19 protein-coding genes and 1 tRNA gene are annotated in these 21,310 nt (G+C 65.9%); 14 read left to right on the plus strand and 6 right to left on the minus strand.

The genetic code is table 11. The features are described 5' to 3' along the window. Positions 1 to 69: 69 nt before the first annotated feature. The 3 genes from V474_RS12400 to V474_RS12410 all read left to right on the plus strand — a co-directional run bounded on the left by V474_RS12400 (position 70) and on the right by V474_RS12410 (position 3,649). Positions 70 to 1,329, plus strand: coding sequence for a polysaccharide pyruvyl transferase family protein (locus V474_RS12400; RefSeq protein ID WP_169795064.1), 1,260 nt, complete (start codon positions 70 to 72; stop codon positions 1,327 to 1,329). Then, positions 1,326 to 2,594, plus strand: coding sequence for a glycosyltransferase family 4 protein (locus tag V474_RS12405; protein WP_082699766.1), 1,269 nt, complete (start codon positions 1,326 to 1,328; stop codon positions 2,592 to 2,594). The genes V474_RS12400 and V474_RS12405 overlap by 4 nt, the downstream gene beginning before the upstream one ends. A gap of 341 nt (positions 2,595 to 2,935) precedes the next feature. Continuing rightward, positions 2,936 to 3,649, plus strand: a complete 714-nt coding sequence (locus V474_RS12410; protein ID WP_236711234.1) for a sugar transferase — start codon at positions 2,936 to 2,938, stop codon at positions 3,647 to 3,649. A gap of 9 nt (positions 3,650 to 3,658) precedes the next feature. On the opposite strand, the gene V474_RS12415 is transcribed toward V474_RS12410, so the two are convergent. Next, on the minus strand, positions 3,659 to 3,970 hold the full coding sequence (locus V474_RS12415; protein WP_148649382.1) for a hypothetical protein: 312 nt from the start codon (positions 3,968 to 3,970) through the stop codon (positions 3,659 to 3,661). 34 nt (positions 3,971 to 4,004) lie between these two features. Here V474_RS12415 and V474_RS12420 point away from each other — a divergent pair, with 34 nt between their 5' ends. The 9 genes from V474_RS12420 (at position 4,005) to V474_RS12455 (ending at position 11,852) form a co-directional block, all read left to right on the plus strand. Then, a complete protein-coding gene (locus V474_RS12420) occupies positions 4,005 to 4,862 on the plus strand; it encodes a hypothetical protein (protein WP_059151788.1) in 858 nt (285 codons plus the stop codon). Next, positions 4,859 to 5,797, plus strand: coding sequence for a hypothetical protein (locus tag V474_RS12425; RefSeq protein WP_148649383.1), 939 nt, complete (start codon positions 4,859 to 4,861; stop codon positions 5,795 to 5,797). The genes V474_RS12420 and V474_RS12425 overlap by 4 nt, the downstream gene beginning before the upstream one ends. Before the next feature lie 148 nt (positions 5,798 to 5,945). Next, entirely contained in the window at positions 5,946 to 6,098 is a 153-nt protein-coding gene (locus tag V474_RS26200) for a hypothetical protein (RefSeq protein ID WP_169795065.1), read from the plus strand. A 195-nt stretch (positions 6,099 to 6,293) separates the two neighbouring features. Further along, positions 6,294 to 6,578 (plus strand): PqqD family protein, encoded by a 285-nt coding sequence (locus V474_RS12430; protein ID WP_059151790.1) that lies wholly within the window; start codon positions 6,294 to 6,296, stop codon positions 6,576 to 6,578. A gap of 56 nt (positions 6,579 to 6,634) precedes the next feature. Next, positions 6,635 to 8,590 carry an asparagine synthase-related protein gene (locus V474_RS12435; protein ID WP_148649384.1) on the plus strand — a complete coding sequence of 652 codons (1,956 nt, stop codon included), beginning with the start codon at positions 6,635 to 6,637 and terminating at the stop codon, positions 8,588 to 8,590. After that, entirely contained in the window at positions 8,587 to 9,654 is a 1,068-nt protein-coding gene (locus V474_RS12440; protein WP_059151792.1) for a 50S ribosomal protein L11 methyltransferase, read from the plus strand. Before V474_RS12435 ends, V474_RS12440 begins: the two co-directional genes overlap by 4 nt. After that, complete coding sequence (locus tag V474_RS12445) at positions 9,651 to 10,145, plus strand: lasso peptide biosynthesis B2 protein (protein WP_059151793.1); 495 nt, start codon at positions 9,651 to 9,653, stop codon at positions 10,143 to 10,145. Before V474_RS12440 ends, V474_RS12445 begins: the two co-directional genes overlap by 4 nt. Then, on the plus strand, positions 10,142 to 11,323 hold the full coding sequence (locus V474_RS12450) for a nucleotidyltransferase domain-containing protein (RefSeq protein WP_148649385.1): 1,182 nt from the start codon (positions 10,142 to 10,144) through the stop codon (positions 11,321 to 11,323). The genes V474_RS12445 and V474_RS12450 overlap by 4 nt, the downstream gene beginning before the upstream one ends. A gap of 76 nt (positions 11,324 to 11,399) precedes the next feature. Next, entirely contained in the window at positions 11,400 to 11,852 is a 453-nt protein-coding gene (locus V474_RS12455; protein ID WP_059151795.1) for a hypothetical protein, read from the plus strand. Positions 11,853 to 11,874: 22 nt separating this feature from the next. Here V474_RS12455 and V474_RS12460 read toward each other — a convergent pair whose 3' ends face one another. From V474_RS12460 to V474_RS12475, 4 genes are all read right to left on the minus strand, one after another. Further along, positions 11,875 to 15,090, minus strand: a complete 3,216-nt coding sequence (locus V474_RS12460) for an error-prone DNA polymerase (protein ID WP_059151796.1) — start codon at positions 15,088 to 15,090, stop codon at positions 11,875 to 11,877. Then, positions 15,087 to 16,601: a Y-family DNA polymerase gene (locus tag V474_RS12465; protein WP_059151797.1), complete on the minus strand. Its 1,515-nt coding sequence runs from the start codon at positions 16,599 to 16,601 to the stop codon at positions 15,087 to 15,089. Before V474_RS12465 ends, V474_RS12460 begins: the two co-directional genes overlap by 4 nt. After that, entirely contained in the window at positions 16,516 to 17,271 is a 756-nt protein-coding gene (locus V474_RS26400) for an ImuA family protein (protein ID WP_059151798.1), read from the minus strand. Before V474_RS26400 ends, V474_RS12465 begins: the two co-directional genes overlap by 86 nt. Before the next feature lie 121 nt (positions 17,272 to 17,392). Beyond that, on the minus strand, positions 17,393 to 18,601 hold the full coding sequence (locus tag V474_RS12475; RefSeq protein WP_059151799.1) for a glycosyl transferase: 1,209 nt from the start codon (positions 18,599 to 18,601) through the stop codon (positions 17,393 to 17,395). Between the two features lie 122 nt (positions 18,602 to 18,723). Here V474_RS12475 and V474_RS12480 point away from each other — a divergent pair, with 122 nt between their 5' ends. Then, positions 18,724 to 19,401 carry a response regulator transcription factor gene (locus V474_RS12480; RefSeq protein WP_059151800.1) on the plus strand — a complete coding sequence of 226 codons (678 nt, stop codon included), beginning with the start codon at positions 18,724 to 18,726 and terminating at the stop codon, positions 19,399 to 19,401. Further along, on the plus strand, positions 19,398 to 20,756 hold the full coding sequence (locus V474_RS12485) for a sensor histidine kinase (RefSeq protein WP_059151801.1): 1,359 nt from the start codon (positions 19,398 to 19,400) through the stop codon (positions 20,754 to 20,756). Before V474_RS12480 ends, V474_RS12485 begins: the two co-directional genes overlap by 4 nt. Positions 20,757 to 21,069: 313 nt before the next feature. Here the strand turns inward: V474_RS12485 and V474_RS12490 are convergent. After that, positions 21,070 to 21,156: transfer RNA gene (locus V474_RS12490), tRNA-Leu, on the minus strand. Positions 21,157 to 21,310: the final 154 nt, after the last annotated feature.

Consider the following 21,310-nt stretch of genomic DNA (forward strand, 5'->3'; position numbering starts at 1 on the left):
TAGTCCCCGTACATGGCAGGGCACCGCGAAACCGCATGTGCAAGTCAATCCACGGAGACAGTCCACGACATGACCGCCCCGTCGATCGCCATTGCGCCGGCGCTCGCGCACGGCGACATTGCAGGCATACCCCGCAAGCGTATGCGCGCCATCAACCGCGTAGTGCTATTCAACGTGAAATACAGCCCCAATTTGGGCGACGGCCTGCTGAGCGAATGCCTGGAACGCGAACTGATGCGCTCGCTACCCGATTGCGAGGTGGTGTCCGTAGACCTTGCCGGCCGCACCGAATATCCTGCATCTCACGGCGGCGCGCGCGGCCTGGCTCTTGCCCTGCTTGACCGCTGCCCCCCGCCGCTTCGCCAGTTCGCCGCGCGGGCCATGCTCGAAATGCTGCTGCGCGGGCGCCTGCGCGGGCGTTATCGCCGCGGACTGTCCGGCGCTGATGCAGTGGTTATAGGCGGCGGTAACCTGCTCACCGATTCGGACCTCAACTTTCCGATGAAGATCTCTGGCGCCCTCGCCGAGGCGGCAAGGCTCTCGCTGCCCGTCTCGGTCTATGCGGTAGGCGTCGCGCCCAGTTGGTCCCAGGCCGGCGCGAAACTGTTCAACCGCGCTTTCTCCCGCACGCGCCTGATCTGGGCGTCAGTGCGCGACGATCGCTCGCGGCAAGGCTGGGCCGCACATTTCGGCCCCCGCGTGGTCCCTGCCGAAGTGGTGGTGGACCCGGGCGTGCTTGCCAGCCTGCATTACCCACCCGCACCGCGCAGCCCGAGCGGCCGCAAGGTCGGCTTTTGCGTGACCGATCCACTCGCGGTACGCTACCATAGCGACAAATCTTCTGCCGCCACGCTTGAGGACTGGTATCCGGCGGCGCTTCGTTCGCTGGTGGAAGAAGGCTTTGAAGTCGCCCTTTTCACCAACGGCAGCCCGGAAGACCGCGAATACCTGCACGGCCGATTCTATGACTGGATACGCCATGCACGAGGGCCGGTCACGCTCAGTCCGTCTTTCGAAACCCCTGCCGATCTCGCCAGTTTTGTCTCGGGCTGCGACGCCATCGTCGGCCACCGCATGCACGCCTGCATCGCCGCCTACTCCTTCGGCGTTCCCGCCGTGGGGCTGCGCTGGGACGTAAAACTCGACAGCTTCTTCGATCTGGCGGGGCGAGGACGCCACATGCTCGACCCGGCCTCCGTGGACGCCGCCGACGCGGGGGCCCGCACCACCGCCGCCATCGCCGATCATCTCGACCCTGCCCCCCTGATCGCGCAGGCATGCCGGGAAGTGGCCGAATTCGCGGCGCGCCTGCAGGGGGCCAACGCATGATCGGCCGCATCGTCCAGATCAACGACCTCAGCGACCCCAAGGGCGGCGCCAGCAAACTCGCGGTACAGGCCGCCTGCGATCTCGCCGCACGCGGACACCAGGTGACTTTCATCACCGGCGACGCGGGAGACAGCCGCGCCCTTGCCGACGCCGGCGTCGAGATCGTCGCCCTCGGCCAGCAGCGCCTGCTTGCGGGAAGCCGCGCCAAGGCGATGGTGACCGGCCTTTGGAACCACGCAGCCCACACGATGGTGCGCGACTGGATCGCCCGGCACGATACCCCCGCAACCGTCTATCACCTGCATGGCTGGTCGCAGATTCTTTCGCCGTCGGTGTTCGGCGCCCTCGATCCGGTACGCGAACGCCTCGTCATCTCCGCGCACGACTTTTTCCTGGCCTGCCCCAACGGCGCATTCGCCTGGCTCAAGTCGGGCGAGGTATGTCCGCACGTCCCGCTTTCCCGCGCCTGCCTCTCTACCCCCTGCGACCGGGATGGCACCGCGCGAAAGCTGTGGCGCAGCGCGCGCCAGGCAGTCCAGCGCCGCGCCTACCGGCCGCGCTCCTCGCCGCCGGTGCTCGCCATTCACGAAGGCATGCGCGATTTCCTCGCCCGGGCAGGCATCCCCGCCGGATCGATCATCGCCCTGCCCAATCCGGTCGAACCCTTCTCGTCACGGCGCATTGCGGCAGAGCACAACCGCGAAGTCCTGTTCGTCGGCCGCCTGGAAGAAACCAAGGGCGCCGATCTGGCGGCGCACGCAGCCGCGCGCGCGGGGGCCGCGCTTACCGTGGTGGGCGAAGGTCCGCTAGCCGATCGCATCCGCCAGATTCATCCCGCAGCCCGCCTCATGGGACGGCGCAGCCCCGCCGAAATTCGCGATCTTGCCGCCAATGCGCGGATGCTGGTCATGCCCAGTCGCTACCCCGAACCTTTCGGCCTGGTGGCGATCGAAGCGGCATGGAGCGGTCTGCCGGTGATCCTGTCCCGAACCGCACTGCTCAGTGACGACCTTGTCGCATCCGGCGCCGGTATCGCCGTCGATCCGCGCAACGTCGATGCGTTTGCCGACGCGATCCGCACGATTCTTCAGAACGATGCGTTAACGCGCGCGATGAGCGAGGCGGCGTTTATCCGTACGATGTCCCTGGCCCTGACCCCGTCCGCATGGATAGATCGCCTGGAAGCCATCTTCGATGAAAGGGTCAAAATGGCACCGGGCGATATCCCCATGGCGCTCGAACAACGCTTGCAGGCACACCGATGACTGCGATCAATGCCGTCCTTGCGATGGCCATACCTGCGAGAGCCAGCAGCGCCTCAATGCGATTAAAAATTCGCAAGGCGAACTTGGCAGACCTTAACCGCAAGATCAGTTCTGGGCAAAAGTCTGTAATTCTCAAACTAAACATCCCTATTTTATCTATATGGAATTCAATAACATTAACCCGGAAATTAAATTAAATTAATTGCGCTCCGATATGACCCATATTGCACTGCAAAATGTAGTTGTTACGAACCGATAAACCGAAATATGGTATATCCATATTAATTGATTCGTCGGTCAAAATCAGTGTGATCGCGGCGGGTTCAATCAGGAGCATGTCGATGCAGACCGCGAAAGCGCAGGTCGCCCGAATGGGAACGACGCTGCACCGCTCCCCTGGCCATTCCTTCAGCAGGACTGACGACCAGGGTCTTGCCGACCGGGGACATCAGATCGCGATGAGGGCTTTCGATCTTGTGGTTTCCGCGCTCGCGCTGCTGCTGTTCCTGCCGCTGCTGCTGCTCGTCGCATTGACCGTCCGACTGACCAGCAATGGTCCGGTTCTCTTCGTCCAGCAGCGCATAGGCCGGGATGGAAAGCAGTTCCCCTGCCTCAAATTCCGTTCGATGGTGGTCGATGCCCGCGAACGGCTGGAAACTCTGCTTTCCAGCTCGGAAGAAGCGCGTCAGGAATGGGCACGCGACCAGAAACTGCGCAGCGACCCCCGCATCACGCCAATCGGCCGAATCCTGCGCAAGACCAGCCTCGATGAACTGCCGCAGCTCCTGAACGTCCTGTTCGGCCATATGAGCGTGGTCGGCCCGCGCCCGATCGTAGAGGGTGAAGTCGCCCGTTACGGCCACCGCTTCGGCGCGTACTGCTCCGTGCGCCCCGGCCTGACCGGCCTGTGGCAGGTAAGCGGACGCAACGAAGTCAGCTACGACATCAGGGTACGGCTCGATGCCTTCTACGCCCTGCGTAAGTCGCTGGTCTATGACTTCTCAATCTGCCTGAGAACAGTTCCAGCGGTGCTTGCCTCGCGCGGATGCTATTGAAATGGTGCCCTATTTTATGAGCGCAACGATCCCGCCCCACAGCCCCAGGCTGATCAGCGCCGCCAGCAGCCACCATCGCCACAAAAGCGGCCTCCCGCCGATCGGCTGCGCCGTTTCAGCGGCTTTTGCCGTATGCGGGCTGGCACCATGATCGGCGCCTGCTTTCCAGGGGCCGATATCGCGGTATGCGCCGGTATCCGGTTCCGGCCTGCCGGAAACATCGTTTCCAGGCTCACTCGCAGTCATAATTCGCAGCCTTCGTAATGCGACGCCGAAAAACCAACGCGGACGGCAGTAAACCCGTTCCTTTGATAGCACCATGCCGCCAATTGGTCGAGCCGCACGGGATGGCACCATGTTCCAATCGCTTGATCTGACGGACCCTCTGATCGCGCACCGATACATGGTGGCGATGCGCGTGCTGCACGAGCTGCCGGGCTTCGACTGGTATGACAGCCAGTTCCTCGCCAAGTTCGAAGCGGCACGCCAGATGCTGCAAATCGTCAATCCGGGCAGCGTCGCATCCTTCACGGCCGCTTTCGATGTCCTGCGCACCGCGCCGGACTTCAAGGTCTGCCACGTGCGCCCGCTTCTCGGCGATGCCCACTTCGAGACCCTGCTGGCCGAAGTCCGCGCGTTACCACCCAAGGCGCTGAAATCGCGTGAAAACGCCCAGTTCGGGCGCGACATCTTCCACGACCTTCCCGCGCTGGGCATTCTGCAACGCGAGCTCACGCCGCTGGTGTCGGAACTTGCCGGCGAAGAAGTCGAACCCTGCTACAATTTCCTCAGCCTATATCACGGCGGCGGACGGTGCCCCCCGCACATGGATGCACCCTCCGCCAAATGGACGCTCGACCTGTGCCTCGCGCAAAGCTGCGAATGGCCTATCCGGTTCAGCGACATAGTCCCCTGGCCAACCGCCGGAGAGGCTGCGACGGTATCCGACGAGACCGACCCCGCCCTGCTCGGTATCGTCTTCGAGGATCATATCCTGCATCCCAACGAAGCCTTGCTGTTCTCCGGATCCTCGCAGTGGCATTACCGCGATGCGATCCCGGATGGAGGGTTCTGCCACCTCGCTTTCCTGCATTATCACCCGGCGGGCTGCGCCGATCTCATCGACCCCGCCCGTTGGGCCACCCGTTTCGGCTTGCCCGAACTCGCCGTGCTTGACGCCGTGTTCGACGCCATGCGGCCGGTGGCGCAGTGATGACGGCAACGTACCGCGTCTTCGGCCTGGACGTCCGCTTTCCTCGCGAAGTTCCCACCTTGCGCGGTGCCCGCATCGGTGACGATACCGCCGCAGATGTCCACGTCGCCTTCGCCCCGGTCGCCCCGCTACCGGTTATGGAAACCGTCAACGACGACCTCGATACTTCGTGGAACGCCGAAGGGCTGACGATCGCGGTGGAGGAAGTGGGCCGGTTCCTGATCCGCGGCGGCCACACCATCGTCGTCGATCCCTATCCCGGCGTCAGCCAGGCCGAGATCGACCTCTACCTTGCCGGCTCGATCATGGGCGCCATCCTGCACCAGCGCGCGATCATGCCGCTGCACTGCAATGCCTTTGCCTGCGGCGGGGCAGCCGTTCTTCTGTGCGGCGATTCGGGCGCCGGCAAGTCGACCCTTGCCGCCTGGTTCGAAGGTCGAGGCCGCCCGCTTCTGACCGACGACGTCTGCGCAGTCACGTTTGACCCAAAAGGCACAGCGCTCGGCCATCCCGGAATGCCGCGCCTTCGCCTGTGGGACGATGCCCTTGAAGCCATGGAACGGATCGGCCAGGCGGCCTGTTCGGTCCCATGGGCGGACGGCAAGTTCGAACTCGAAATGTCGTCGGACCGCGTCCGGCAGCCACTCCCCATCGCCGCGATCTACCATTTGCGCGAAGCAGAGCCGGACAGCGGTTTTGCGATCACCGCGCTGCGCGGCCTGCCGGCCATCGATGCGATCACCTCCAGCATATATCGGCGGCGCATCGGCGACCTTGTCGGGCATACGGCCGGCTATTTGCAGGACACAGCACGCCTGGCGACCGGGACCCCGGTATTCCGGGTCGAGCGGACCTGGGGGATGGAACACTTCAACAGGGAAGCCGCGCTTATCGAAGATCATGCGATTGCCCTTTGCAGCCAAATCGCAGCATGAAAATTCTTTAACACCCCTGCCGCACTGCAATATAAACTTGAAGTAGACAGCAGCAATGTTAGCATTCAAATCTGCAACACAAGTAATATAAGAAAAGTATCTTTTTTGCGTTACTTAGTGTTGCTTTTTAAAGAAAGGCCGGTTCGAAATGACCAACTCCAACAATACCATGGGTACTTCGGGTCGCATGACCTGGCAGCGCCCGGCTGTCGTCCGCATGGGCGCAGCTGACGCCGAAGGTACGACGATGATGTCGATGCTCACCGACGGCGCCAACCCGCGCCGTATGATGGGCTCCTAAGGCCTTGGGGAAGCCGGCTCCGGCAGTTCTCACGAACTTTCGGAGCCGGCTTCTTTAGGTTTTCAGGTTCGAAGGCCTGCCCGGCTCGATCGTCAGGCGCCCTGCAATCTGCGCCACCGGCACCCACCTATCTTCTCTCACTTCGTCCTGCCCTGCTTTTCGGCAGTGCGCATGTGCCCCGGCAAAGGACCATCCATGACCGCTGTGATTACGAGTGTCGAAACTTTCACCAAGAACCCGACAACCGCAACGGCGGAAGTCGACGGGCAGTTGGTCGCGCTCGATATCCAGGCCGGCGTCTGCTTTGGCCTGAACGAGGTCGCCACCCGAATCTGGAAACTGCTCGACGAGCATCATGACGTGCCCGCGCTGTGCGATGCCCTTCTGGATATCTACGACGTCGACCGCGCCACCTGCGAGGAAGAAACGCTCGCGCTGCTGCGCGAACTCGTCGATGCCGGCCTGGTCGGCAGGGCCTGAAACGCAAACCATATGACGCGGCACAAGTCATCCGCTCGGGCGCAGGATCCGCTTAAGTGACTGCTATCTGCGCGCTCTGGAACCGCGACGGAGCCGACGCCACGGACATGGCCCGGCCATTCGCCATGGCATCCCGGCGTTATGGCCGCGAGCCCTGGCGTTCCTGGTCAGGCGGATCGGTGCTGCTGGGCAGGTGCCTGTTCCCGCTCCTGCCAGAGGATCGGCTAGACGAACCTTTGGACAATGAGCAGCAGCGCTGGATCGTCGCCGCCGACGTGCGGCTGGCGGAGCGCGAGGACCTTGCCGCCCAACTGAACCTCGATCCGGTGACGCTGTCAGACGGCGCGATTGTGGCGGCAGCGCTCGAACGCTGGGGCGAGGCTGCGTTCGAACGGATTTACGGCGTCTTCGCGGTGATCGCCTGGGACAGGCAGGAACGCCGCCTCGTTCTGGCCCGCGATGCCATGGGGGACCGCCCCCTTTATTACCATGCCGAGGCAGGACGCTTTGCAGCCGCCTCCATGCCGGACATCCTCCTTGCCGATCCGGCCACACCCCGCACACCCGACGTCGAGCAGTACCGCCAATTCCTGCGCATGAACTCGTTCGCGCCCGGGCGCTCTGCCTATACCGGCATCGATATCGTACGTCCGGGGCATATGCTGGCGGTGTCCAGCACGGGTCAGCAGGAAACCGCATGGTGGAAGCCTGACCTCACGCCGCTGCTGCTCAACACCCAGGCGGAATACGAAGACACCCTGTCTCAGGCGATCGAGAACGCCGTGGGCACCTGCCTGCGCCGCGCATCCGGCAAAGTCGGCGCGCACCTGAGCGGGGGTTTTGACAGTACCGCCGTCGCCACCACCGCTGCCCTCGCGCTCGCCCGTGACGGCCAGCGCATAACCGCCTTCGTCGCGGCGCCCCGCGAAGGCCCGGTGCGCACGATGGCCACGCGCCATTTTGCCGACGAATCGCATGTCGCGGCGCGCACCGCCGCCATGCATGACAATATGGACCTTGTGCGGGTCGTGCCCGGGCAAGGTCCGCTGGCCGGGCTTGACCGTACCCGCGCTCTTTACCCCTCGCCCATTGTGAACTTGTGCAACTTGCCCTGGTTCGAGGAAATCAACGACACGGCCCGCGACCATGGGGTCAGCGTCCTGCTTCACGGCCTTATGGGCAACAGTTCGATCAGCGAATCCGGCATCTGGGCCTTGCGCGAACTGGCTCGGCAACGCCGTTTCAAGCTGTGGCTGCGCACCGCGCGCGGCCTTGTGCGCGGCGGCTGGATGCGCTGGCGCGGCGTGCTGTTCAACACCGTCGAAGACCTTCTTCCCGACCGGCTCTGGCGCTGGGGCATGGTGCTTTCGGGCCGCCCTATCGAGGACGACCGCGACATGTCGCTGCTCACCGACAGCGCCTATGAAGAAGCTGCACAGGCCCATTGCCATGCTGCGGCAGAGGCCGGGGAACCAGTTCCCGATTCTGGACGATTCGGGCGGGAGCGGGGCATCTCCAGCGTCGAGGGCCGCCTGATCAGCACACGCACCAATGGCGCCGGCGACCACTACAAGGCCATGCTCGCCGAATGGGGGCTGGACCTGCGCGATCCCACCGCCGACCGCAGGCTGTTCGAACTGGCCTTGCGCATTCCGGTTGAACGGCTGGTCTGGAACGGTGAGCCGCGCGCGATCCTGCGCCGCGTGCTGGCCGACCGCGCTCCGCCCGAAGTGCTGGATAACCGCCAGCGCGGCTATCAGGGCGCCGACTGGGCCCAGGCGATCTGCCAGGACCGGCAGGCCTTCGTCGACGAGATGGAGCGGCTTGAACTGTACGAACCCACCGCCGCCTTCCTCGACACCGCCAAAGTTCGCCGCCTGATCGCCGATCTGCCCGAAGACGGTTCGTCCGATTGGGACAGTGACGAGGCCGAAAACAGTTACCGCCTGGCCTGCCTGCTCACGATCTCGGCGGCCAGCCACATGCGAAGCATCGCAAGGAGCAATCTGTGACGCCGAATACCCGGTTCCCGCGCCTGGCCGAAGCAGCGGTCGACACCCTGCTCGCCTCCGTCCACGGCAATGCGATCGCGATGATCAACTGCGCCCGCACGCTGCTGCGCGAAAACGACCAGCAGGAACGCGCCCGCGCCGTCTGCCGCGAGGCGCTGGCCCTCGCGCCGACGAACGCCGAAGCGCAGGCACTGGCGCGCCCGATTCTGTCCGAGGGTATCGGCAGTTGGTATTTCACCATGGTTCTCGACACGTATCGGCACGAACTTTACGCGCGCGCCCTGCGCCGGGTGCTGGCGAACGGCGGTGTGGTGCTGGATATCGGCGCGGGAACCGGGGTTTTCGCCATGCTGGCCGTCCAGGCCGGCGCCAGCCATGTCGTCGCCTGCGAACGCGATCCTGAAGTGGCTCGCGCAGCAAGCGAGATCATCGCACGCAATGGCTTTGCCGACAGGATAACCCTCCTGCCGATCGACTCGCGCGAACTGAACCTGGGCCGCGACCTGCCCGAACCGGCCGACGTGCTTTTGTGGGACAACCTCGCCAACAACTTCCTGGGGGCGGGCTGCGCCGCGACGCTGGCGGATGCCAAGGCCCGGCTGCTCAAGCCCGGCGCACCGGTGCTGCCGGGGCGGGCGGAACTGCTTGTCGCCCCCGTCACCAACCTCGAAGCCGCGCAGCACTGCATGGGCATCGTCGATGGACTGGACATGACGCCGTTCAACGCACTGCGTAGCACTGACTTCACACTGAGCTGCGATAAGTTCACGCTGCGCAGCGAACCTGTTACGCTGTTCGATTTCGACGTTACCGGCCCGGAGCCGATCCGCCCCGATCGGTCCAGCGCTGCTGTATCGCTTACCGCAGGGCAAGTGGACGGAATAGCCCAGTGGCTGCGCTTCCACCTTGCGGACGACATCGCCTACGATACGCTGGGCGAAGAAGTTCGTGCTTTCGGCGCGCAGTACCACGTCGTCGATTCGTTCGAGGCGGCCGAAAACCAGCAAGTGCGCCTCCACGGCGCTCATGACACGATCGACACCTGGTTCTGGATCGAGCCGTGAACCAGGACGACCTTGCTTCCCTGCGCACGAAGTTCGGTCGTTTCGACTGGGAGGAACGGCGCGCGCTGGTGGAAGCGATGGTGCTGCTGGTGCTCGCCGCCCCGCTGGTGCGGTTCCTGCCGCTGACGCTGATCGGCCGGATCGCCGCCGCCGGCCCTTTCGGCAAGCCGCCGGCCGCGACCGATCGCACCGAGGTGTTGACGTGGATGGTCGCATGGGCGGTTGACCGCGCCGCCAAACGCAGCCCCTTGCGCGCTCTGTGCTTCGAGCAGGGCCTGGCCGCGCAGATCATGCTGCGCCGGCGCGGGATCGATTCCACACTGTTTTACGGGGTCATGCCAGCATCCGGTACAGCGCGGCCGATCCGTGCCCATGTCTGGATCGAGACGGAACGCTTTCCGGTTATCGGCGATCCCGAACCCGGCGGCTTCGCGCTTCTCGCCACCTGGCCGCAAGGGCGCCGCGCCGTGTGGGCGCAGTGCCGGTCATGACGGCACCTTCCGGCACGCCTGTCCTGTGCCCTGAATTCGCATTCCTGCTGCATGCCACGCGCTGGCCGCACGACGCCGATGCGATCGAGACCATTCGCCATGCCGCAGCGGCCATTCGCGATCCTGCCCGGCTTATCGCCCTGGCCCGGCGGCACCATGTGACAGGACTGGTAGCCCGCGCCGTCGGCCATTGCGAGGGTTTGGCAGATACGCCGCTGCGCCGCGAACTGCGGCAGGACGCACTGGATCTGGCGGAGGAGCAGTTCCGCCAGCTGCTGCAAACCCGGCAGGCCGTGGCGGCTCTGCGGGCGCACGATATTCCCGTGGCGGTGCTTAAAGGAGCACCGGCCGCGCTCACCATCTACGGCGAGGTCGGGGTTCGAACGAGCATCGACATCGACCTGCTGATCGCCCGCAAGGATCTGGAACGCGCGCACGAGGTGCTGTCCCGCGTCGGCTACGAACGCAGCGAGCCGCCTTGCGGCGCAACGGCACGGCAGCTTGGAGCGGTGTCACGCTACGGCAAAGACTGGGCTTACGACCACGAGCATAGCGACACCGGCATAGAACTGCACTGGCGCCTGTTCCAGAACCCGCGCCTGCTCGGCCATGTCGGGGTGGACGATGCGGTCGATGCCGTGGTCTCCCCCGGCATCACCTTGCCTGTCCTGCCGCGCGACCTGGGCACGCTTTACCTCACCGCGCACGGGGCCGAACATGCCTGGTCACGCCTGAAGTGGCTGGCCGACCTTGCCGCCGTGTTGCGGCAGGAACCCGGCGCCGCTGACCGCCTGGTCACGGACGCCGCGGCCAATGGCATCGAACACATGACGATGGCCGCGCTTCTGCTCTGCCACGAACTCTACGCCACGCCCCTGCCTGAAAAGGACTGTGCGGCGCTGGCTCAGGAATGGCGCACCCGCAAGCTGCTGGACATCGCGCGCGCCAGCCTGATCGGCGAACAGGACGGGACCGAGCTGGAGGACCGCGCGATGGCGACCACGCGCAAGAATCTTGGCCACTATCTGTTTTCCAGCGATCCGCGCTACTGGTGGCGCGAACTGACGTATGACCTGTTCCACGATGCCGGCGCCGACCATTCCCGCAGCCTGGCCGGGCGTGTGATCCAGCGGATCGTCAACGTCATGCGCCTGCCCTCGGCCCGTGCGGCATCCTGATTTGGATGACTGTAATTTCACTTAGAAACGCCAAGTTTTAAACGTGATTTTCAGAATTTCGGGCGACAAGGGAGGCATGATGTCTTCCCTGCTCACGCCCCGGTTCCTCGTCAACGCCGCCAGGCTGGCGCTGCTGCCATGCCTGGGCGGGCTTGCCGCCGTCATCCTGGGTTTCGACGCGTCGCCCGCCTGCGCCGCCGCGGCGACGTTCCTTGCCGCCATCGTCATGCTTCAGGCGGCGCCCAAAGTGCGGGCCGCCGACATGCTTGGCATCCTCGCGCTTGTGGTCACGATGCTGGAGTGGGTCCATGCGGGAATGACCGGCGGCATCGACTTCGTACGGTGGCAGGCAGTGATCGCGGTGTCCGGCGCAATGGCGCTGCTGCTCAAGATACAGCATTTTCGTTCGCTCGCACGGGAAGACCCTTATGTGCCGCTGCGGCATCTGGAGCGGCGCGGCGCCCTGTTGAGCCGGCCCCCGCTGCGCACGGATGAAACCCCGGCGCCGCGCGCCCGGCGCGCCGCCTGAACACGGCGGGAAGCCTGCCCTTTCAATGAAAATCCCGCGACCGGGGCAGGATGCGCACATTGCGCGGATGCCCGCGCGAAGTGGGGCGACCGCGATCGTATCCGGGCTTGCGCACCTCATCGGCGGGTAGCGGCTCGGGCTTCAGCTCCGGCGACGACAGGACCGACAGCGCCGCGCTGGCATCGGTGACGCGCTCTACGATGAGGTGGACGACGTCCTCCTTGCTGCGCTGGACCGTCCCTTCAAGCACCATGAGGCGGGCCGCCATCACCGCGCGGCGCTGCTTTTCGAAATCGCGCGCCCAGAGCAGTCCGTTGACCACGCCGGTTTCGTCCTCGATCGTGATGAAGATCGCATTGCCCTTGCCAGGCCGCTGGCGAACCAGAACGACACCGGCAACGCGTACTTTCGCGCCGTCGCGGGCGGTGTCGACGGCAGCGCAGGTCCAGGCGCCCTGCCTTTCGAAATGGGGGCGCAGGAACTGCATCGGGTGGCCTTTCAGCGACAATCGCTGCGTCTGGTAATCGGCCACGACTTCCTCCGCAGGCGCCATGGCCGGCAGCGCTGCGTCCGCCTCCCGCGCCAGTTCGGGGGCTTCCAGGGCGGCAAAAAGCGGTAGCTGTGCCGGAGGTACGCGCCGCGCTTCCCATCCCGCCGAGCGCCGGCTTTGCCCGAGCGAGCCCAGCGCATCGGCATCGGCCAGCAGGTGCAGTGCACGCGAAGGCAGATCGGCGCGGCGGGCGGCGTCCTCAAGGCCGGTGATGGGGCTGACCTTGCGGGCTTCTTCCAACCCTTTCGCCCATTCTTTCTGAAAGCCGCCGATCTGGCGCAGGCCAAGGCGCAGCACGCGTTCGCCTTCCAGCGTATTGTCCCAGACGCTGGCATTGATGTCGATGGCGCGCACTTCAACCCCGTGCTGGCGCGCATCGCTCACCAGCTGCGCGGGCGCATAAAAACCCATCGGCTGGCTGTTGAGCAGCGCGCAGGTGAACACAGCCGGGTAATGGCACTTCAGCCAGGACGAGACGTAGGCCAGCCATCCGAAGGCCTGCGCATGGCTTTCGGGGAAGCCGTATTCTCCGAAACCCTTGATCTGTTCGAAGCAGCGCTCGGCGAATTCGCGGGGGTAGCCGCGTGTCACCATGCCCTCGATCAACCGTTCCTGATGATCCCCCACGTTGCCCCGGCTCTTGAAGGTCGCCATGGCGCGGCGCAGGCCGTCAGCCTCGGCAGGGGTGAAACCGGCGGCGACGATCGCCAGCTTCATCGCCTGCTCCTGGAACAGCGGCACCCCCAGCGTCTTGCCCAGAACATCGAGGAGTTGCCCCGGCGGCCCGGGAAATACGACCGCCTCTTCCCCGCAACGCCGGCGCAGATAGGGATGGACCATGCCGCCCTGGATCGGGCCGGGCCGCACGATCGCCACCTGAATGACAAGGTCGTAGAGTTCGCGCGGTTTCATGCGCGGCAGCATCGCGATCTGGGCGCGGCTTTCGACCTGAAAGGTGCCGATGCTGTCGCCCTTGCACAGCATGTCATAGGTGGCCTCGTCTTCAACCGGGACGGTAGCCAGCACCAGGTCATCCAGATGATGATCGCGCAGCAGGTCGAAGCTCTTGCGGATCGCGGTCAACATGCCGAGCGCCAGCACGTCGACTTTCATCAGCCCCAGCGCCTCCAGATCGTCCTTGTCCCATTCGATGAAGGTCCGGTCGGGCATCGCCGCATTGTGGATCGGCACCAGTTCGTCGAGCCGGGTTTCGCTCAGCACGAAACCGCCGACGTGCTGCGACAGATGGCGCGGGTATTCGAGTAGCTGGCCCACCATGTCGCGCAGGCGCTCCACCTGCGGGTTGGCGGGGTCGAAGCCGGCTTCGGTGAGGCGCTCCTCGGGCAGTTCATCGCCGCCCCAACTGCCCCAGACGGTGCCGGAAAGGCGCGCGGTCACGTCCTCGCTCAGTCCCAGCGCCTTGCCCACTTCGCGGATGGCGCTGCGCTGGCGGTAGCGGATGACGGTGGCGGCGATGCCTGCCCGATCGCGGCCATAGCGCCTGAAAATGTACTGCATCACCTCCTCGCGCCGCTGATGCTCGAAATCGACGTCGATATCGGGCGGTTCGTTGCGCTCGGTGGAGAGGAAGCGGGAGAACAGCAGCTTTTGTTGCACCGGGTCGATCGGGGTGACGCCGAGGAAATAGCAGACCAGCGAATTGGCCGCACTGCCGCGTCCCTGGCACAGGATCGGCGGTTCGAGGCTGCGCGCATGGTGCACGATGTCATGCACGGTGAGGAAGTAGCAGGCGTAGTTCTTGTGGCGGATCAGGTCGAATTCTTCGGCCAGCACCTTGTGGTATTCGGGGGCCAGGCCGTCCGGGAACCGCTCGTAGGCACCTTGCAGGACGAGGTTTTCCAGCCAGTCCTGCGGCTGCCAGCCTTCGGGTACGGGTTCGTGGGGATATTCGTAGCGGAGGTCGGTCAGGGCAAATTCGATGCAGGCCAGCAGGTCCTGCGTGGCTGCCAGAGCCTGCGGGCAGGCGTGGAACAGGCGGGCCATTTCCGCCGGGGTCTTGAGGTGACGCTCGGCATTGGCGGCGAGGCTGCGGCCGGCGGTCTGCACCGTCAGCCCTTTGCGGATGCAGGTGAGCACGTCCTGCATGGGCCGGTCGTCGGGCTCGGCATAGAGCGTGTCGTTGGTGGCGATCAGGGGCACGCCGGTGCGTTCGCCCAGCGCCATGCGCCGCGCCAGACTGCGCGCGTCCTGCCCGGCGCGCGGCATGGTGGCGGCCAGCCACAGCCGGGGGGTTGCCGCGCGCAGGGTTTCGAGCAGGGCCGCATCGCCGTCCATGGCGATGAGCGCCATGTCCTGCGCGTGGTCCAGAAGATCGGGCAGATGCAGTTCGCATTCGCCCTTTCGCGCACGGCGGTTGCCCAGGGTGAGCAGGCGGGTGAGCCGACCCCAGCCGTGCCGCGTCATCGGGTAGGCCACCACGTCGGGAGTGCCGTCCGCGAAGACCAGCCGGGCGCCGACGATCAGCTTCACGCCGCTGGCCTTGCCGCCGATATCCCGCCACCCGGCAAGCGCGCGCACCACGCCGGCCACGGTGTTGCGATCGGCGATGCCGATGCCGTTCATGCCCAGCATCTGCGCCCGTGCGACTATCTGCGCGCCCGGCGAGGCGCCGCGCAGAAAGCTGAAATTGGTGGCGGCGACCAGTTCGGCGAAGGCGGGCACGTTCATGGGAACAGGCCGTGCAGATACCAGCGCGGGCCGGGCGTTTCGCCGAACAGGCCGCTGCGGAATATCCAGTAGCGGCGGCCCTTGCCGTCCTCGATGCGGTAGTAGTCACGCGTATCGCCCGCGTTGCCGGGGATGTGGCCGCCGCGCTTTCGCCACCATTCCGCGCCGATCCGCTCAGGCCCTTCGGCCAGGCAGACATCGTGGAGGCGGCCCTGCCAGCGAAAACGCTGCGGCGGACTGTCGGGAACGCCCGCGATCACGTCCACCGGCTGGGGCGGGTCGAGCAGCAGCAGCGGGCGGGGCGGAGTCTCGCCTCCTGCCGGCCAGGGAGCGGGGCGCGCCTGCGCGGCGGGGACCAGCCCCTGCGCCTTTTCGGGCAAGTGCCGGTCGCAGGGGACGAGGCGGCTCACCCGCTCCTCGCCCAGCCGCACGCCCAGCGTATCGACCAGCGCGGCGATGCTGTCTTCGGCGTCTTCCTTGCCGCTTTCCAGCCCGATCTGGCGCGAGGGCAAATGCTCGGCGCCCAGCACCGCCAAGGTGATCGCATCGAAGCCGTACCCAGGATCGAGCGGGTCGGAAAGCGTGTCGATCCGTTCGCGCAGGAGACGCATGACGGCGGCGGGGTCGCGCACCGGCTGGCCGGTTTCCACGACGAGGCGCGGACGGACATTGTCGCTGCGGTGGAGCACCACGCGAAAGCGCCGCCCGCCGAGCTGGCGCTCCTCCATGATCCGGGCCGCCCGGGTCAGCAGTTCCTCGATCACGTCGAGCGCATCGTCGGTGCGGGCGAGCGGTTCGGGAAAGCGCGTTTCCAGCCGGATCGGTTCGGCGAGGCGGAGCGGGGTGATCGGGCTGCCCGCCTCGCCCAGAATCGCGCGCAGGCGCATGACCGCCGCTTCCCCGAAGCGCGCCGCAAGTCCTGCCATGGGCCGCGCCGCAAGATCGCCCAGAGTTTTGAGCCCGGCGCGGCGCAGGCCGGAAAGCGCGCGTTCGTCCAGTTCCAGTGCGGCAACCGGCAGCGCGCGCACATCATGGCCGGTGCCGTGCCGGGCAAGCGCCCGCGCGGCAGCGGCATGGGCGGCCAACGCGTGGCGCACGGTATACCCTGCCGCCGCCAGCACGCCGGCGACAAGTTCATCCTCGCCGCCCAGCAGGTGCGCGCAGCCGGTCACATCCAGCACCAGTCCATCGCAGGGATCGAGCGCGACGAGCGGGGTGAAGGCGATCATCGCGCCGGCCAGCCGGTCAAGCTCGCGGCTGTCGGCCACGGGATCGTGCGGCGCCGTCGCCAGATCGGGGCAGCGCGCGCGCGCATCGGCCAACGTCATGCCCGCGCTCAAACCCTGGCGGTGCGCGGCAACGCCAACCGCCGCCAGGCGCAGCGCCTGCCCGTCACGCGCCACCAGCGCGCTGGCCGCCGCCGCTTCAGGCAGTACGCCGCAGCGGCTCGCCCGCTCGCACGGCAGCCAGGGAAACCACAGCGCCAGATAACGGCGGGGCTTCGTCCGCACCGGGCTCGGCGCTGGCGGGAAGGATGGGTTCTTCGCGGAAACAGGCATTGTCTTCATTCCATTCCAGCCGCCAGTGCATTCCCGCCGGTCCGCCTCGTCGGCGCTGGAGTTCGACGAGGAGAGCGGGAGGCCCCGGCGCGCGCATTTCCAGCGGGCTGGAAGGAGCGCTGGAGACCATCCACCGGGTATGCGCGGCGCTGGCACGCGGCGGGGCATCGCCGCGCAGCATCACAACCGGGATGCGCGACTGTTCGGCGGCAAGGATCAGGCGGCGGCTGGCGACAAGGTCATATTCGCGCAGGTTCCCCCAGGTTTCCAAAACCACCGCCGCCGGCCCGGACTGGCGCGCGGCGTCCAGCCCGGCCCGCAGCAGCCCGGCATCGTCGCGCGCATCGACGATCAGCAGCCGCGCCGGGTCCAGCCCCAACGGCGCCCAGCCTTCGCCGCAAGGGTCCATCCGCATCTGGGCGCGCCGGTCCTTGCGTACCCGCAGCAGCAGGATCGGCCGCCGCGCGTCGGCCTCGATCGCGGCGAGGCAAAAGGCCATGGCCGAGGCCCAGTCGCCGGCGGCGGCATGAACTTCGTGCAACTGCGCCTTCACCAGCCAGAGAGGCCGGGGCGGCGTTTCAGGTGGGGGATCGGCGCGGGACGGCGCGTGGGTCTGGAACATTGGGGACCATGCCTCGAATCGGAGATATGTTCCTATTATGTTCCAAGATTGAGGTGTGAGTCCACTGCTTTGCGCAGACTTATCCCGCACCGCCAGCCGAAGGGGATGGTTGTCGTTTGCGTCAGGCGGCTGTGGCGAACGTGTCCGAAACGGCCAGCCCGGCATAGCGTTCGACCTGGTCGGCGGCCTCGCGCACCGCGTTGCGGCCCTTGAAAGTGGGCGTTCCATCTCGCGCCCAGGATATGCCGTCGATGGTATAGGCCATGCGCTCGCGCTGCCAGGCAAGGTAGGCGCCGTGATTGGCAAAGGCGCGGTCCAGCGCCGCAACCGGATCGGCTTCGGGCGCGATCACTTCGCCGAAGTGCCACATCGCGTAGTCCTCGCTTTCCTGCCAGTCGACGCCGTGGGCATCGACGAAGAGGCACGGACGCGGATGGGCGAGAAACTCGTAAACCTGGCTGCTGACGTCGCCGACGTAGAGATCGGCCCCCAGCGTATAACTCATGTCGTTGCAGCGCGCCGAGCCGAGGTCGACCACCACACGGCCCGGAACCGCCAAAGCCTCCCACTCGCGCCGCTCACGCGCGGACCAGCGCCGGGCGAGCCGGACATGCGGCGCGACCACCAGATTGTAGCGCCCGTCCTGCACGACCGCCTCGATCAGCTTTCGGCCAAAGACCTCAATCGACGAATGTTTTTTCGAGAAATGCGGATTGTATAGGATCGTCGGACGCGCGTTGTCGAACAGGGGCGGACGCGGGCGGGGGGAGGACAGGATCGTGGCCAGCTTGATCGGTCCGGTCACCGTGCAGGCGTCCGGCTCGACGAAGCCGCTCGCCAGCAGGCGGTCGCGGTCCTTGCGGCCGGCCACCATCACATGGTCGAACAGCGCGAAGCGTTTCTCGAAACCGACAGCGCGGTCGCCCGCGCCGTGAGGAATGTGCAGGATCGGCGGGCAATCGTCCCGCAGCCTGCCCAGCATCGTGGAAGTGCGTTCGGCGCAGAGGAGGACGGCGGCATCGCACAGGCGGGCTGCCCAGACGATCAGACGCGCCGCCTTGTGAAACCGGCGTGGCAGCAGGGCCGTGATGCCGGGCAATCGCATGACCTCCACGGCAGGGCATGGGCCGCCGAGTTCGCGGACCTGAGCCTGCGCGATTGCCGCTTCCTCCTCGCTGCAGACGAAGAAAGTCACCGAGCCGGGCTGGCGGCGTTCCAGTTCGCTGGCCACCGGCAGGATATGCGCAAACTGGTGCGCTCCGCCGATGGCCAGGACATGTATCCGCCGCAGCAACGCGTCGGGGCGACCTGAAGGGAGCAATGCGGGCATGAACCGCTCTTGCCTGATCGAGATGGGGAGCCGATGGAGCCTTCATGTGAATTTGCCCATGTCCATGGCGTGGTACTGCGCCGTCGACGCGGAGCCAGTACGCGGATAATGCTCGAGACCCCATGCAGATACTCCTGGTAGAAGACGATGCCGCCCTGGCGGCGCACATCATGGCCGGCCTGCGCGAAGCCGGGCACGTCGTGGAGCACTGCTGCGACGGGCGCGATGCGCTGGTCCGGGCGACCTGCGAGACTTACGATGCGATCGTGCTCGACCGGATGCTGCCCACGCTGGACGGCCTCAAGCTGCTGGCGGCCCTGCGCGCCACCGACGACGCGACCCCGGTGCTGATCCTCAGCGCGCTGGGCGATGTGGACGAGCGGGTGAAGGGCCTGCGCGCCGGCGGGGACGATTACATGGCCAAGCCTTTCGCGATGTCGGAACTGCTCGCCCGCCTGGAAAGCCTGGCGCGGCGCAATGCGCCGGTCGCGGAAAACGCCAGCCTGCTGCGGATCGCCGATCTGGAGATCGACCTTGCCTCGCACACCGTCACGCGGGCCGGGCGGCGCATCGCCCTCACCCTGCGCGAGCTGCGCATCGTCGCCTACCTTGCCCGCAATGCCGGGCGCGTGGTGACCCGCACGATGCTGCTGGAAAACGTGTGGGACTATAATTTCGACCCGCAGACCAACATCATCGACCAGCACATCTCCAAACTGCGGCAGAAGATCGCGGCGGAGCACGAGACGAACCTGATCCACACCGTGCGCGGTGTCGGCTACATGATGCGCGAACAATGACGCGGCTGCTGCGCAGCTTCTCGTTCCGGCTGGCACTGACCTATGCGGGGCTGTTCTGCCTCTCGGTGGCGCTGCTGATGAGCGCGGGGTACTGGCTGCGCGTGACCCTGCCGATGGACCGCACGCGCCAGTTGGTGGACGACGAATACCACAAATTCCGCGCCGCCTACCTCGCCCACGGCGTCGACGCGACGCGGATCGCACTGGACCGGAGGGCCTCCCATGCGGGGGATCGCAAGGCCTTCCATGCGCTGCTGGCACCGGATGGCCATGTCGCCACCGCCAACCTGCCGAGCTGGCCAGCAAAGCCGCTGGGCCATCTCACCATCATCGAAGCCGACACCTTCGTGGACGGGACGGAAATCGACCACAACGCCCTTGTCAGCGACCATCTGCTGCCGGGCGGCGCCCGCCTGATGATCGGGCGCGACGTCGAGGACATCACCGACGACGCCGAGGTACTGCGAACCGCCGCGATCTGGATCTTCGGTGTCACCGTGATGCTGGGCCTGTCCGGCGGCTGGCTGATGAGCCTGGCGATCGGCCGGCGTATCGAGGCGGTCACCCTGGCGGCGCGGCAGGTGATGGACGGCGACCTTGCAGGCCGCGTCCAGGTCCGGGGCACCAACGACGATTTCGACCGGCTGGGCGAAACGCTCAACCTCATGCTCTCGCGCATCCAGAGCCTGTTCAGCGCGGTGCAGAGCGTGTCCGACAACGCCGCGCATGAGCTGCGCACCCCCCTCGCCCGGCTGATCGGCCGGCTGGAGACGCTGGAACAGATCGCCGGAGACGACCCCGCGATGCGCATGGCCGCAGGCGACGCGATCGTCGAAGCCAACCGGCTCCAGCAGATCCTTTCCGCCCTGATGCGGATCTCCCGGCTGGAAAACGGGCGCCATCCGCTCGAACTGCAACGCACCGACGTGATCCAGCTGCTGGAGGACATCGTCGAATTTTACCAGCCCGAGGCCGAGCGGCTGGGCATGGAGCTGGTGGTTTCCGCGCGCCGTCCCCTCGTCGCCGACCTCGATCTCGACCTTGTATTCCAGGCCTTGTCCAACCTGCTGGACAATGCCCTGAAACATGGGGCAAGCGAGGGCCGCAGGATCGAGCTGGCCGCTGCAAAGACGAGGGACGGCCTGCACCTGAGCGTGCAGGACGACGGCCCCGGCCTGGACGCCGGCGATGCCCAACGGGTCACGCAGCAGTTCTATCGCGGGCGCTCCTCGGCCCGCGTGCCCGGTGACGGTCTGGGCCTCAGCATGGTCGCCGCGATCGCCCATGCCCACGGCGCGGCGCTGGAATTCACAGCGTCAGGCCCGGGCCTGCGCGTCTCGCTGGTATTCCCGTAAACAGCGGCATCAGGCCGCAGGCGTGCGCCATAATTTCGGCAACAGGATTTTCCTGTATCAGGATTTTCCTACATCGCCCGGCGGTGCCATGATCGCGCCCGCTCTTTCACATCGTCGTCACAAACCGCGCGCATCCTTCAACGAACGGGTGCCGCGCGCATGACTTTCATCAACAAACGCCCGGCCGGAAAATCCCGGCGCCCAAGCGACACGATCGAAACACGATTATGGGAGAAACGTAGGCCGAAACACAAAAAACCCGCTAACAAGGCGGGTGCCCGAAGGCGAAAATCAATGCTGTTTCAAATTCTGCTGGTGCGGTCGAGAAGACTCGAACTTCCACGGGCTTTCGCCCACAACGACCTCAACGTTGCGCGTCTACCAATTCCGCCACGACCGCATTTTTTCGGGGCTGGATAAACATCCGCCCCCGGCAGGAGCGCGCCATTAGCAAGGGCCTTCCCGGCTGGCAAGCGGCCAGCGCAGATTATTTTCGTTTCCTGCGATTTTCCTGAATGCGTCCCTCGGCAAGCCTCTTGCCGCGCACTGGCGCA

The organism is Novosphingobium barchaimii LL02 (genome assembly GCF_001046635.1).
Classification (GTDB): Bacteria; Pseudomonadota; Alphaproteobacteria; order Sphingomonadales; family Sphingomonadaceae; genus Novosphingobium; species Novosphingobium barchaimii.